A 15330-nucleotide genomic window follows, 5' to 3' on the forward strand; every position below is an offset into this window, starting at 1 on the left:
ATGAAAGGATCATATTGTATTGAGCAATTCAATAAAGAGGGCTACCTGAATTTTTCAGAATTTTTAAGCAGCTCCGAAATTCATAGTATTCAGGGTAAATTAAATGAAATTGTAGCTGATAGGTTACATGAAATCCCATCGAAACATTACAAATTCGAAGACGCTGAAAACAAGCAGGGTTTAAAAATGATCCAAGATCTTCAAATTTATGATCCATTTTTTGAAAAGATCCTCTCTAACAGTAAATTCTCTGCCTTAGCTGAAGAACTGCTAGGAGAACCTGTGGTGGGTAAAACAGTGGAATTCTTTAACAAACCAGCCAAGATCGGCAAGGCAACTCCCCCACATCAAGACGGGTACTATTTTATGTTGACACCAATGTCGGCAGTTACCTTTTGGATTGCTTTGGAAAAGGTAGACAATGAAAATGGATGGGTGAGCTATGTTAAAGGCTCTCATTTAAATGGGATAAGAGCCCACGGAAAATCTGGCACCATAGGTTTTTCTCAGGAAATCGTTGATTTTGGAACACCTTCGGATCTAGAAAATGAGGAGTTTATAGCAACGAATCCTGGAGATGTATTGGTTCACCATGCCCTTACCATCCATAGAGCAGCAGCAAACACCAGTATAAATAGAAGTAGAAAAGCCTTGGGACTAATTTATTTTGGAGAATCCGCCAAAGAAGACCTCGTTGCCAAAAAAGCCTACATAGCCGCCTTAAATAAATAAAACCAATGCTTTACTCCTTTAGAAAAATTGCTTCTTTAAGCTTCTTTTTAATCACTTCGATTGTCCTCTTTTCTTGTGGAGAAAAAAACAATATGCTCTCAGAAGAGGATAAAAATCTTTCTTATGAGGTGCTGGACAAGGTGATGCAGGAGGAAGAACAATGGGTGAAAGTTCATGCTGCAGAGTATAAATTACAAGTAGGACTGCCTGGGGGTGTGTATGATACGTTTTTAAAAGAACTTGCTCTGTATGAAAATCAAGCTCCCTATAGAATTGGCATCTGGAGAGTATTGGCCAAATCTGCTCCTTCAGAGGATGAAAGAAAGCTATACATCGATAAGATCATAGCGGTTTTCAAGGACCCTGAAGCAATGGATCGAATTCATGCAGCAGAAACCTTAGCCAAACTAGGAGTCCCTGTTAGCTCTCTGGCAAAGGCGACCACTGACAAAATCCTTCGAGGCGAAAAAGGGAGTCTATGGGTGTACACCCTTTGGGCCAGTATGCAGGGACAAGAAAAAACTAACAACCCAATGTTAGCAGCCTTGATGTCTGGTATTGAAGAGGAGATTCCAAGACTTCAAGCAGCCTATGCATTAAAAATGGAAGGAAATATTCCGGAAGAAAAATGGAATTCTATCGCTTCCATGGCATTGGCTGAGCCAGAGAATTCTATTGCTAAGGTACACTTGCTTACAGCCGCTTACTATGGGGCTGGACCTGAACATCAAAAATCTGATGCTTATAAAAAAATTGAAGATTTAATATTTGCTCTACAGCAGTCCGATAATAAAGGCGATAAAATGGCACTGGCATTAACGATCGCACATATGGGGGATTGGTCTCATCAATCCATATTGCAAGAGTACCTACGCAACGACAATCCATTAGGTACTGAGATTAATGCTGAAACCAAAGCCTCAAATGCCGATGTGATGGCAACTGCAGCTTTTGCTTTGCTTCACATGGAGCAAACAACCCACCAATTGTCCACTATAGATTGGGCGATCGTTCTGATCTATATGCTTGGAATGATGGTAATTGGATACCTCTTCTCTAAGAAAAATAAAAATGAAAAGGATTTTTTATTAGGTGGTGGCAAGATGAATCCTATAGCTGTAGGTTTATCGCTTTTTGCTACTTTACTAAGTTCCTTGAGCTACCTCTCTTACCCTGGAGAGATGATCAAATACGGACCTGTGATTTTTTCAGGTGTTTTGGCTTTTCCTTTAATATACTATATCGTTGGGTGGTTTCTAATACCACGTTTTATGAAATTAAAAGTAACCTCTGCCTATGAGATTTTGGAGATTAACCTGGGGGTAAGCATTCGATTACTGGCTACTTTTCTGTTTTTATCATTACGGTTTCTTTGGATGGGCACCATTATTTTCATCACCGTAAATACTGCAATTATCTCAATTTTTGGCTTTGAAGACACTACCTCAAACATACTTTGGATAAGTATAATTTTAATAGGAGTAACCATTATTTATACTACCATGGGTGGTTTGAAGGCTGTAGTATTTACAGATGTGATTCAATCTTGCGTTTTGCTGGGAGGGGCCTTGCTAACCATTGTTTTGATAAGTGTTTATTTTGGATCAGCTACTTCATGGATACCCACACAATGGCTGGATCACTGGGGAGAATATACATGGGCCATCGATGCCAGGGAACGTTTAAGCATAGGGAACGCCTTATTAATGACAGTTATTTGGTATGTGGCTTCATCGGGATCTGACCAAATGTCCATTCAGCGTTTTCTCGCTACGGAAAATATTCAAACAGCAAGAAAAACCTTTGCCGTCTCATTAATCACCTCCTTTGTAGCTCAATTCCTTTTGGGGCTTGTTGGCCTTGCAGTGCTGGCTTATTTTCTGGACAATCCGCAATTCCTTGCTGCCGAAGAGTCGGTGTCCACCCATGCTGACATTTTATTTCCAAAGTTCATACTTGTAGGTCTACCCATAGGTATTTCCGGCTTAGTGGCTGCCGGAATTCTTGCTGCAGCCATGTCTAGCTTGTCCTCTGGATTAAGTGCAACCTCCTCTGTCATCTCAGAAGATCTTTTCAAAAGGTTCTCAAAAAATTCAAAACCTGAAAAAGTTGACCAACTCAAGAGGATTAGAATTCTTTCTTTATTTGTTGGCATCTTTACCCTTGCCTTAAGCCTACTGATTAGCCGAGTGGAAGGCAATTTGTATGATGTTGTTGTCAAAGTGGTAAACCTTTTTGTTTCCCCACTTTTTGTATTGTTTTTTATGGCCCTTTTCATTCCATTTGCTACAGCAAGAGGGGTATTAATTGGAGGACTGATAAGTATTGCAATGGCCATAGCTGTGGCCTTTTTCAAATTTATGGACATAGAAGTACTCTTCATAACACCTGCTTCCCTTTTCTCAGGAATTGCAGCAGGTGTTGTGTTCAGTTATATTGACCATAAAATTGTAGGGAATCAGGAGACCATGCAAAAAAGGAGTGAAAAGATAATAGATAAATAGGATTGGTAAATTCTGGTGACTTCCCAATATTAGATGATAATTGCAAATAATTTCATTTAATTATCTCCACGATCAATAAAAAGCTTCTAAGTAGGCATAAGTTCATAATATGAAAACTCTTTTATGATGCTCGAAAAAGAGACCAAACCCTGGCAATTACGACCTGAAGACCGCACTGCCATTGATGTACTGGCCTCATTTGTGCCAGAGAAATGCTATGACATTCATGCCCATTGGTATAGAAAAGCAGACTTAAATGCTCCTGAAAACAGTTTTTGGAACAGCGGGCCGGAGATAGCAGGTCATAAACAGTGGGAAGATTACACCCAACTAATGTTCCCAAAAACCTCCTTACAGGGTGGTTTGTTTTTCCCTGCACCATTGCCAAAGGTTAATTTATCCGCTGCCAATCAATTCTTGTTCGATGAACTTGAAAAGGCTACCTTGTCCAGAGGAATGATGCTGGTGAAACCAGGAACCTCCCAAAAAGAATTGGAGTTGGGACTTTCACATGCCAAAGTGGTAGGATTTAAACCTTATCATGTGTATAGTACCGAAACGCCAACTTCTCAATCGGGCATAACAGGTTTTTTACCCGAACCTATCTGGGCTACGGCACATGAACACGGAGCAGTAATCATGCTGCATATCATGAAGGACAAGGCCTTACTTGATCCTCAAAACTGTGAAGACATAAGAAGGCTATGCCTGAAATACCCAAGAGTAAAACTAATATTAGCACACTGTGGTAGAAGTTTTCATGCCTTGCATGCAGAAGGAGCAAAATTCCTGAACAGCATTCCAAACATATGGTTTGACATGTCAGGGATCTGTGAAATGCAGGCAATATTGCCCATATTAAAATATTTCGGCCCAGAAAAGTTAATGTTCGGTACTGACTTTCCGGTCTCACATATTCGAGGAAAATGTGTAAGCATAGGGAATGGCTTTATCTGGCTGGATGAAAACAATTGCAATTGGGATCAGGCTTGGGGAAAGCCCACTTTAGTAGGCTTGGAATCTCTCAACGCCTTGAAGCAAGCTGCCGATAATTTTGGACTGGATAAATCGGATTTAGATTTGATTTTTTGGGAAAATGCCTTGCAACTATTGGATTTAAATAAAGGCACTAGGCCAAGCAATCAAAGCTATTACAAACACGCGAAAACAACAATCCCCGGAGGCACGCAATTACTCAGTAAAAGACCCGAAAACATGGCTCCCAATCATTGGCCTCCCTATTTTAAGAAGGCTTCAGGAGCTGAGATTTGGGATTTGGATGGGAAGCACTTTTATGACTTTTCCACCAATGCCGTGGGTGCTTGTATTTTGGGTTATGCACACCCTGAAATTAATAAAGCCATCATAAAAAAAGTGCAGCTTGGCAATATGTGTTCGCTCAATCCTCCTGAGGAGGTAGCATTGGCGGACAAACTCTGTGAGATTCATCCCTGGGCAGAACAAGCCAGGTTTGTCAGAGGTGGTGGGGAGGCTTGTGCAGTAGCCGTAAGAATCGCAAGAGCCACTACAGGGAAAGATAAAATAGCCCTGTGTGGTTATCATGGCTGGCAGGATTGGTACCTGGCAGCAAATCTAGGAGAAAGTGATGCGCTCAAAGGCCATTTATTACCCGGACTAAATCCCGAAGGTGTTCCTGATGCGCTGAGAAACACCAGTTTCCCATTCAAATTCAATGACCTGGAGGCCTTTCAGGAAATCATTGAACAACAACCTGATTTGGCAGCAGTAATTATGGAGCCCTGCCGGTATGAGAATCCGACACCAGGCTTTTTGGAAGCCATCAGGTCCATCACCAAGAAACATGGAATCTTGCTGATCATGGACGAGATTACTGTGGGTTGGCGATTGCATTTTGGAGGCATGCATTTGAAGTATGGCATTGAACCCGACATGGCTGTTTTTGCCAAAGGTTTAGGAAATGGCTATCCCATAGGAGCTGTAATTGGAACGAAAGCTGCCATGGAAGGTGCCAATCATTCTTTTATCAGTAGTACCTATTGGACAGAGAGTTTGGGTCCGGTGGCCGCATTGGCAACCATTGCTGAAATGGAGAAACAAGATATCCAAAAGGCCATCGAGAATTCAGGCCAACAAGTTCAAGGTATCTTACAAACTGTTGCTACAAATGAAAACCTTCCCCTACAAGTCAAAGGGTTCCCCGCTTTGACAAACTTTAGTTTCGACCATCCTGAAAGTGAAATATTAAGAACCATCTTCACCCAACAGATGCTTTCCAAAGGCTTTCTTGCAGGCACTTCTTTTTATCCTACGCTTGCGCACAATGAAAAAATCATTGACCTTTACCATCATGCCCTGACTGAAACCTTTGGCTTTTTAAGCCAAGTCATCAAAGAAAACAACTTTGAAAAATGGACCAAAGAAAAGGCCCTTAGTGGCTTTTCAAGGTTGTTGTAAGGGTATTTTCACAACAACTCCCTTTGGACCTTGCAGGGAAAATTCAATACTCGGCGGCTGAGCGGAGCCGACGGCTGAATGAACTCAATACCCAGTGGCTGAGCGGAGCCGACGGCTGAATGAACTCAATACCCGGTGGCTGAGCGGAGCCGAAGCCTTAGGGTTACGTGTACGTAATACCTACCCCTTCGACTCCGCTCAGGGTCCGGTTAGCAGAGCTCACTTTTTGAAAAATACATACGTTACTGAAATAAAGTAATATACCCGCTAAGATCCTACTCGCTTATTGATTAATGAGGATTTTCAAAAATTAGAATTTATTGCTGAATTGGTAGCTTTAAACTGGCTGATTCATTGTAAAGTTAGTAACGAAACCGTCAATCCTGAAAGTACAAAATCTACCCTTAAAGGGAGACTAAGAGGGATTTATTACGTAAATTTTAATTCTTCAGTAGGTCTTAAATCAACCCATAAACCCGACATCTGAGTGAACTCAATACCCGGCGGCTGAGCGGAGCCGAAGCCTTAGGGTTACGTGTACGTAATACCTACCCCTTCGACTCCGCTCAGGGTCCGGTTAGCAGAGCTCACTTTTTGAAAAATACATACGTTACTGAAATAAAGTAATATACCCGCTAAGATCCTACTCGCTTATTGATTAATGAGGATTTTCAAAAATTAGAATTTATTGCTGAATTGGTAGCTTTAAACTGGCTGATTCATTGTAAAGTTAGTAACGAAACCGTCAATCCTGAAAGTACAAAATCTACCCTTAAAGGGAGACTAAGAGGGATTTATTACGTAAATTTTAATTCTTCAGTAGGTCTTAAATCAACCCATAAACCCGACATCTGAGTGAACTCAATACCCGGCGGCTGAGCGGAGCCGAAGCCTTAGGGTTACGTGTACGTAATACCTACCCCTTCGACTCCGCTCAGGGTCCGGTAACGGGGATTGGCTTCGTGAAAAAAAACACATTATTCTGAAAAACAATGATATAATCATACAAACCCCTCCCGACTTTGGTAGGAATAGGCTCTACCTACTTGTCAAGGGGGACTTGCGGAAAAAGGTATTTTATTGCTGAATTGGTGACATCGAAATGGGCTGACTAAATTTAAACGTATTATCATAATCGTCAAACCTGAAAGCACAAAATCCCTCTTTCAAAAGGGGGTCAAAGGGGGATTTTTGACGTAAATATTCTAAAGTATAACCTTGTGATAGTAGGTCACTCCATAGAAATTCAAAAATAATTCCCGAACTTTAGATCCTATCCAAACCCAAAAACAATGAAAAAAACAAACAATCTACTGACCGCTCTTTTTCTTCTTGTTGGTATGGCGAGTAGCCATGCCCAAACTACCATGGAAGAGTTTCTGGCCAAATGGGAAAATAGCAAAGCTTTTACCCTTGAAGCCATTGATAAAATGCCTGACGAAAAGTTAGACGAAAAACTCCATGAATCTGCCATGTCCTTCAGGGAGCAAATCACCCATATCGGAGCTGCCACAGCCAATATCTCAAAGGGATTTTTGCTAGGTGGTGAAATGGATTTTGATCCTTCTGCAAAACCGCAAACCAAAGCAGAGATGAAAGAATTTATCAATAAGGCTTATGACTATGGTAAAAAGACCATTGCTTCTCTCTCTGAGGCACAATTATCCGAAAAAATAGATTCTTTTGCCGGGAAAATTACCCGTAGACAAATGGTAGTATTGCTGGATGACCATACTATTCACCATAGAGGAGCAGCTATCGCCTATATCAGGGCTCAAGGAATTGATCCTCCGGGTTATAGGGGGATTTAATTTCTCTACCCGGTGGCTGAGGGGAGCCAATACCCGGTGGCTGTGAGCGGAGCCAATACCCGGTGGCTGAGCGGAGCCGAAGCCTTAGGGTAACGCATGCGTAAAACCTACTCCTTCGACTCCGCTCAGGAACCGGTAACGAATTAACCTTTTGAAAAAATTAATACACTGATTAACATTGATATACACCTAGAAATCCCTCCCGATTTTGATCGGGACAGGCTCTCCCCCCTTCAAGGGGGATTTGCGGCATAAGGTATTTTATTGCTGAATGGCTGTAGTTGATACCGGCTGAATTAATGTAAATCAGTTACGACACTATCATTCCTGAAAGCACAAAATCCCCCTTCTGTAAAGGGGGACAAAGGGGGATTGTGACGTAATCTGTAAATCTATTGTAGTTCCCCGGCGGCTGAGCGGAGCCGAAGCCTTAGGGTTACGTGTACGTAATACCTACTCCTTCGACTCCGCTCAGGAACCGGTAAGGGGATGACCTCTTGAGGAATTAACATATTGATAAACAATGACATACCTATACAAATCCCCCAACCCACTTGTCAAGGGGGACTTGCGGAAATGGAAATTTAATACTGAATTGTTCCTTTGAAACGGGCTGACTTAATTGTAAAGTTAGTAAAGACACTATCATTCCTGAAAGCAAAGAATCCCTCCGCCGCGGCGGAGGGACCAAGGGGGATTTTTTATGTGAATTGTAAACTTTTCTAGAACAAACTATTTACCCAGTGGCTGAGCGGTGTCTATACCTAACGGTTGAGTGAACTCAATACCCGGTGGCTGAGCGGAGCCGAAGCCTTAGGGTTACGAGTACGCAATACCTACCCCTTCGACTCCGCTCAGGGTCCGGTTGATTGGTTTCGTCACTAGATGACCTACAATTCAAACTCATTTAGCATTCTTTAAAAACTTATCCAAAAAGGCGAAACTCTCAATACCATTAATGGTATGTCCATCATTAAAATAAGCGATGGTGGTAAAATCTTCCTTTTGAATATTTGCATAATGCCTTCTGACTTTGGCATATTCATAGGCTACCCATTTGTCTGTTCCAACGGCATCCTTATGGCCCCTTTCCACCATAAATGGTCTGGGAGCGATTAATGTCGCCATTTCAGCATAATTAAAGGTATTCGCCAAGTTCCACTCCGGGATCTCATACTCTCCGGTAAAAGGATAACTATTGAAAGCCTCATGATCTGTGCTTGCTACTTTCCTCACCCATTCGTTAAAGTCGCCTGAACAAATTGACAGCGCATAACCTTCAACCAGAGCCGGAACCCTCATGGCTGTTTTACCTCCATAGGACAGGCCATAAAACCCGATTTTCTCCGCATCCACAAAATCCTGCTGCCCCAACCAATCCACAATTCGCTGGTGTTGAGCGGTAATGATGGAGTAAAGAGACAATCCCAATGGGTTGGCTTTTCTCTGCAAAACCCTGAAATTATCTAGTCCCCAATATAAATTGTGTGGTGCAAATACAACATATCCCCGATCTGCCAAGTCTGAAGCAAATCCTTTATAAGCTTTATAAGCCCTTTCTGTTTTATCTTTGGTCAAAACATCTTTGGGTAAACCTTCTAAACCATGCTGGGTAACCACCGCCGGCAAAGGCATTGTTAGGTCTTTTCCTTTGGGTACCAGTAAAATTCCCCAGGCATAAACCCCTTCCCAAACATCCAGTTTCACTTCATAGGCTGTCCAACTTTCTGTTTCTGCATAGAATCTCGCTTCGGTATTGTTTGGCACATTTGGGTCGGGCAACTTTCCCAATTCTTCCCATAACCTAGCTCTATGGGCTGATTTTATGGCTTTCAAATCTCCCGAATTGGTGTCAAGTGTCTGCCAAAAAGTATTGTCTCGGATGGTCTCAGAAGCAGGGATAAGTTGCTGCATATGGTTTTCCATAGCTCGAACAGCCCTTTCCTGCCTGTCCTCAACATTCACCCAATGATCGGGTAAACTACTGTTTACTTTAGAAGTAGCAATTCCTTTTAATTCAGCATCTACCCCCAAATCTTTCAGGAATGTTTCTAGGGCTTTATCGGATTGCCTTCTATTTGCTGAATTACTTCCCTCATGAAAACGAAGGTTGCTCTTGCCTTTGGGAAGCATTGCTTCTGCCCTTTGCCATTCTGCCTTCACCGAAGAAAGTTCAGGGGTTTGTAATACCCCCGGCGCAGCGCCATTTCTTCCGGCTGATGGTGCAGGTGGTCCTGAAGCTTCAGGATACAAAGAATAATCGAGGTTTAATTTCTGTGGCCAGCTCATAACCGCCAGTTCTGCATCCCCAAATTTCTTCAATAAGCCAAAGACATTTCTATAAATTGGTTCTTTCCATATGTCTTCTCTTTGGTCAAAATAACCACTTACCAATGAAACAGAAATCCTAGAATCCAAGGCCGCTGCATAAAGGGACAGCATCCCTCCTTCTCCATGGCCGGCCACACCAATTTTCAGAGGTTTCCCTATCCGCTCATTTTTTGCTTGGAACCAGTCTACGGCTGCCAATACTTTTTGCAATTCATAGCCTATCACATGCCTGCCCAGAATAAAGCCTTGTCTGTAAATGTACTCTCTATGGGTTTGATTGGTGAATTTTCCTTGTATAGAACTCCCTGAAAAAGTATCTTTTCGATTAAGTAAAACAGGAACCAACACCTCAACCCCATTAATAGCCATATGTGCAGCCCTGCCAAAACCTGGCTCACCTTCTCCTGTCATACCCGCAACTACCTCAGGGGTTGTGCCTGCATCCGGAACATAGACCACCCTGGCTTTGATCTCCCCTTTGGGGCTGATCAACAAACCTTCGGCATAAAAATCGCCAAATACCCCATCAAATACCCGCCACTTTACCGCAGAGATGGTGTATTTTTCATTTCCGTAAGTATAGGGTTCAAGTGCTCCACTTTCCTGGTAGCTAATAAATGGAGCAGATCTCTCGTCTATCAGTCCCAAAATCTGCTGCAATTCTTGCCTTTGGGAGGCTATTGATTGATTAAAACCTGCAGGACTCGTAAAATCCCTTTGCCAAAAATCATTTCTTGTTGCCTTGCTTTCATGAAGGGCCAGGTCCAAAAATGCCCCTACTCCCTTCATCATGGTATTGGGCAAGTCAAATTTCTCGTCCAACAAATGCGCCTGAAAAGGGAATTCATGTTCAGTTTGGCCCAAACTTTTCCCAAGGATTCCTGTCATCAGGAATAAAATAACAAGCCAAATCCTACTCTTTGAAAAGCAAATCACATGCATCATTTGATTTTGTTTAAACCTGTAAGGTTAATCCGTTATTTTATTCCCATGTCCACCAATGGTTTGAATGGGTTCAAAGGAATAATTATTTGGGTTTAAGGCGGTAATCATGCATCCCGAAACCTTGCTATCTGTAACATTGTCCAACAAGAGGCCAACCTTTTCACAACTCAGTAGGCTGCAATTCCCAATATTTATACGTCTTGAATCACGTACTACCAGCCCCGGGCTATCCTTGGAACCATAAACCTGCACCCCTGTGAAGGTACAATCTTCGCAATTTGTGACCAATAACTTATTGGAAGGAAGCGTACCGGAGGGATAATTGGCATTGGCATCGAACAGATTTGACCCAAGCACTACATTGCTACAACCCTCCATCAATAAGCCGTAATCATAACCTTGCCAAATGGTATTTCCGGTAACCACCACTCCCCTGCAATATTGCAAGTCAATGTTTACCATCACATCACTCAACACATTTCCTGTGATGGTTACATTTCCCCAGCGCTCTTTTTCACTGCCAATTCCTGATTGATCTTTACCAATGATTCGAATATTTGCTGAATTGAGCGCATTGCGGTTGTGCTGAATGGTACAACCTGTAATGGCTACTTCTGCGGTTCCAACGGCACTACCTGAGCAATCAATCAACACATTGGCAGTTGGGGCTTTGTCTGAACCCATATTGCTTTCTATGTCACAGCCTGTGATGTGAATATTTCTGATATTGCCCCCTTTGGTGACAATCCCACCTTCCTGGTTATAACTGATATGACTTCCCGTAATATTTGATTGATGCAAATTGACCCCATCATAAAAGACGCCAATGCCATGGTTTTCGTAAAGGTGACAATCCGCAATAATTAAATTCCTATTGTTTTCTTTCAGGTGAATGGCATGCAGGGTATGTCTAATCTGAACCCTGGTGATGGTCAACTGCATGGTGCCTATGGCTTCAATGCCAACAGCCGCTTTGTGCTGCCCTTCTATAGAGAGGCCTTCCACTAAAGGCATTCGCTCTGAAGACCAAACCTTTTCATCAAATTTATCCGGATCTGCTGAGCCAAAATGAGTGCCTACGATTTTAAATGCAGGGCCGGCACCTGCCATAATCACCTGTGCATCGCCATTCCCCCAAATGCTGGCATATCCCATTTTTGCCAGGTCAATTAAAATGGTTTTAGAAATCTTGTAATGTCCTTTGGGAAAAAACAAACGATTCCCACTTGTGGCAACGGCTTTTTGAATCGCTGCTGTGTCATCTGTTTTGCCATCTCCTTTGGCACCGAAGTCCTTTACGTTACTTCCCTCACCGTTTAAGTTAGAAGAAAGGTCAACTGTAGACTTTCCAAACAACTGCTGTGCCCCACCAAATGAGGCCAATGTCGCAGCTGCTACCGCCAAAAACTTTCTCCTTTTACCGGAATTTATCATTTTAAAATAGTATTGGGTTTACAATTATTTAACCTGCATCAGATAGGCAAAAAGGTCACTTACTTCCTCGTCTGAAAGGGGTTCCAATATGCGCTCTGGCATATAGGTCGTTTGCTGTACTTCCATAGCTGCAATTCTTTCCTGAGACAAAACGGTAGATTTACCCCCTAGTGGTGGATCAATGGTAATCGTTCCGCCGCTTTGCGTTTTTAGCCTTCCTTCGAGAATACGTCCATCAGTGGTCACAATCCTTTGAACTTCATAGCCTTCTCTGATGTCTGCATTTGGATCAACTATATGCAATAGCAGGTAATCTGGATTGGACCGGTCATAGCCAGTAAGCTCTGGACCAGATATTCCACCCTCTCCATTCAGTTGGTGACAAGAGCCACAATTACTCAAAAAGAGTGTTCGCCCTTTCTTTACATTCTGCTCACCAGTACCAATCAACGTTCCGTAGGCATTGATTCTTTTGGTCTTTTCTTCTGAAGTCAACAATTTACTGTTCGGCCATATTCTGTCTGCTCGTGTATTGATTTCCTCATCTTGCAGTAAACTGAACCGTCTGGCAAGGTGATACTCTACATCATCCGGGCTTATGGTTTTGGGCTGTTCGATTTCATTGAAAAAGTCCATTGCCCATTCCTTTCTACTGGCGAACAAAGCAATTGCAGCTTCCCTCACATAGACGTTATCTCTGAATCCCGGATAAGCTTTTGACAATTGTTCACCAATTTCCTTTTGGTTGTAGGATTGCAATGCATGAAGCGCTGTTTGCTTGATGATGGCAGAAGATTGGCCATTTTTTACCAGGTTCAAAAGGTCAGGAACCACTTTATCCTGGTTGATCTCTCCCAAGATCTGAATATAAGACAACCTTAATCCGATTTCCGCATTAGGATCTTTGATGATCTTCAATGCTTCTGCCAAAGCTTTTTCTTCCCTGCGCCTTAAGGCCAGGGTAAGCGGAGAGTCGCCCAATTCCTTGTTGTTTTTCTCTAATATTTTCAGCAAATTATCCGGAAGGGTTACCATCTCTCTTCCCAATAAACCTTCTTGTAGTCCTTCAATCAGTATCTTAACATGTTTGGATGAAGGAGCTTCTTCCAATAATTTAGTAGCCATGGCAAAGTTTTCCTCACCACCTTCCATGATGTATCGCTGCATTAATCTGCCCAGCAATACTTTTTCCATAATTAGATGTTGCCATATTTTATCATCGGCCATCATGGCCAATACCCCTTCTCTATCCGAGGTTGCTTTTTCTTCCAATGCCCACCATGTCAACAATGGAATGTCCGGATCCTCGCTATCCTCATGGTTGTTCAGCAAGTTTTCTATGAGTGAAAAAGTCTGTTTGGAAGGCAGTCTTTTGGCCGAAGCCATCAGTTGTGACCTCACTTCTGGATGGGTCTCCTTTGCTACAAGCTTATGAAGTTCCTGGAACATGGCTTGGCTAACTGTTTGCTTGTCACCAAGTAGCCTTACCGTCCACATCCTTACAAAAGGATCCTTGTGATTCAGTCCCATTTTGCCGATTTCATCGTTGATGCCCGCTGTAAGGTTGATGGCCCAAAGGGCTTCCAATACTTCTTGTTCATTTCCTGTCTGTAGTAATTTGACCAATAAAGGAAGACTACTTGGATCTTTCCGGTCGCCAAACTGTCTCAAGGCTTCCTGACGGAACCATTTGTTTTCATGGGAAAGCAATTGCACCAATTCCTCATTGGAATAAGTACTAATATCAAAGGATTGCATGGGCTTGTCCTCATTTTTAGGTCCTAGCCTGTAGATTCTTCCACTGGTCTTGTGCCAAGTATCTCTTGGATCCACATGGGACAACCTACTATCGTACCAGTCAGCAATATAAATTCCTCCATCAGGCCCTAATTTGATATCCACAGGTCTAAACCATTTGTCCGTGGTGGACAAAACGATTTCCTTGTCCACATTTTCAAAAGAAGAACCCTTCTCTGTAAATGCCGTCAGCTGAATGAAATTATGCAAGGGATTGATCGCAAACATCAGGTCGTTGTAATGGGCTGGCAAGGCAGCCCCCTCATATTTGATCAATGAATGGGTAAATCTTTTCCTCTCTCCTTCTAAAGGCATATTGGGCAGGTAGCCAAAGGCATAAGGATTGGTTAAGGGCCCATGTTTGCCCCAGCTTTTGATATAGTAGGCGCCTTGCTTGTAGTAAGGACCTCTATCATAACCATTGGTACCGGAAAATATCCTGCCTTTCCGGTCGAATTCCACATTAAAGGCATTGTTTCCCCCTCCTTCGGAGAAAAGCTCAAAAACATTGGTCTCTGGATGGTAACGCCAGATTGCTTGGCCAAGGAAGGCCACATTTTTAGAAACTTTTGAGTTGATATTGGCGGTGGTGGTACTTCCCTGAGCACCGTATAACCAGCCATCAGGCCCCCATCGTAGGCTATTGGCAACCGCATGGGTATCCTCCAAACCAAACCCTTCCAAATGCACTTCAGGTTCACCATCGGGCAAACCATCTTCATTCTCATCCGCATAGGCTAATAAAAAAGGAGGACTAAGCACCCATATTTTCTTCCTTCCCAGGGCTACGCCTGTGGTAATATTTAAACCCGAAATGGCATCCGTACTTTTATCGTATTTGCCATCCCCATCTGTATCTTCAAAAAAGGTAATCCTATCTGCTCCTTTGGCTCCTGCCGGTGGTGGGTCCAATTTTTTATCAAACTTCACCCGGGTATGGTTGTCAATGGCCGTAATTTTCAAACCTTTCGGATATGGATACTGCTGGTATTGCACCACCCACATTCTACCCTTATGGTCAAAACTAACCTGTATGGGCTGGGCAATTTCAGGCTCTGAAAGCACCAATTCCAAAGACAAATCCTCTGGAATAGTGAAATCCTTTAGCACATCTTCAGGAGCCGTAGGGGTTGCAAGGCTATCGGTCAATACACCTCTTCCCTTGTAATTTTCCATAAAATTGGCCACGTCTTCATTGGCCGCAAGGTCCTTGATTCCTAATTCTGACTCTTTCTTACAAGCGAAAATAAGCAGGGGCAGCAAAAACCAAATGGATACCCTTAATTGTTTTATAAGCATAGTAGATTAAAATTGTGCCACATGACCCAATGGACCTGTAT

7 protein-coding genes are annotated in these 15330 nt (G+C 42.7%); 4 read left to right on the forward strand and 3 right to left on the reverse strand.

The features are described 5' to 3' along the window. From AAC073_RS22955 to AAC073_RS22970, 4 genes are all read left to right on the forward strand, one after another. A complete protein-coding gene (locus tag AAC073_RS22955) occupies positions 1–732 on the forward strand; it encodes a phytanoyl-CoA dioxygenase family protein (RefSeq protein ID WP_339926165.1) in 732 nt (243 codons plus the stop codon). 5 nt (positions 733–737) lie between these two features. Beyond that, positions 738–3236 carry a sodium:solute symporter gene (locus tag AAC073_RS22960; protein WP_339926166.1) on the forward strand — a complete coding sequence of 833 codons (2499 nt, stop codon included), beginning with the start codon at positions 738–740 and terminating at the stop codon, positions 3234–3236. A 123-nt stretch (positions 3237–3359) separates the two neighbouring features. Then, positions 3360–5672: an aminotransferase class III-fold pyridoxal phosphate-dependent enzyme gene (locus AAC073_RS22965; protein WP_339926167.1), complete on the forward strand. Its 2313-nt coding sequence runs from the start codon at positions 3360–3362 to the stop codon at positions 5670–5672. A 1292-nt stretch (positions 5673–6964) separates the two neighbouring features. After that, the gene (locus tag AAC073_RS22970) at positions 6965–7483 is read left to right on the forward strand and encodes a DinB family protein (protein ID WP_339926168.1); all 519 of its coding nucleotides are present in this window, start codon (positions 6965–6967) and stop codon (positions 7481–7483) included. A 903-nt stretch (positions 7484–8386) separates the two neighbouring features. Here AAC073_RS22970 and AAC073_RS22975 read toward each other — a convergent pair. The 3 genes from AAC073_RS22975 to AAC073_RS22985 all read right to left on the reverse strand — a co-directional run bounded on the left by AAC073_RS22975 (position 8387) and on the right by AAC073_RS22985 (position 15289). Next, positions 8387–10702: a prolyl oligopeptidase family serine peptidase gene (locus tag AAC073_RS22975; RefSeq protein WP_339926169.1), complete on the reverse strand. Its 2316-nt coding sequence runs from the start codon at positions 10700–10702 to the stop codon at positions 8387–8389. Between the two features lie 81 nt (positions 10703–10783). Further along, positions 10784–12193 (reverse strand): right-handed parallel beta-helix repeat-containing protein, encoded by a 1410-nt coding sequence (locus AAC073_RS22980; RefSeq protein ID WP_339926170.1) that lies wholly within the window; start codon positions 12191–12193, stop codon positions 10784–10786. A gap of 24 nt (positions 12194–12217) precedes the next feature. After that, positions 12218–15289, reverse strand: a complete 3072-nt coding sequence (locus AAC073_RS22985) for a PVC-type heme-binding CxxCH protein (protein ID WP_339926171.1) — start codon at positions 15287–15289, stop codon at positions 12218–12220. Positions 15290–15330 lie beyond the last annotated feature (41 nt).

Origin of the sequence: uncultured Cyclobacterium sp. (assembly GCF_963977555.1) — a bacterium.
Lineage (GTDB): Bacteria > Bacteroidota > Bacteroidia > Cytophagales > Cyclobacteriaceae > Cyclobacterium.

Excerpts from the sequence above, each read along its gene's own strand:
- AAC073_RS22980 (WP_339926170.1), bottom strand. The coding sequence starts at position 12,193 with ATGATAAATTCCGGTAAAAGGAGAAAGTTTTTGGCGGTAGCAGCTGCG.
- AAC073_RS22960 (WP_339926166.1), top strand. The coding sequence starts at position 738 with ATGCTTTACTCCTTTAGAAAAATTGCTTCTTTAAGCTTCTTTTTAATC.
- AAC073_RS22955 (WP_339926165.1), top strand. The coding sequence starts at position 1 with ATGAAAGGATCATATTGTATTGAGCAATTCAATAAAGAGGGCTACCTG.
- AAC073_RS22965 (WP_339926167.1), top strand. The coding sequence starts at position 3,360 with ATGATGCTCGAAAAAGAGACCAAACCCTGGCAATTACGACCTGAAGAC.
- AAC073_RS22970 (WP_339926168.1), top strand. The coding sequence starts at position 6,965 with ATGAAAAAAACAAACAATCTACTGACCGCTCTTTTTCTTCTTGTTGGT.
- AAC073_RS22975 (WP_339926169.1), bottom strand. The coding sequence starts at position 10,702 with ATGACAGGAATCCTTGGGAAAAGTTTGGGCCAAACTGAACATGAATTC.
- AAC073_RS22985 (WP_339926171.1), bottom strand. The coding sequence starts at position 15,289 with ATGCTTATAAAACAATTAAGGGTATCCATTTGGTTTTTGCTGCCCCTG.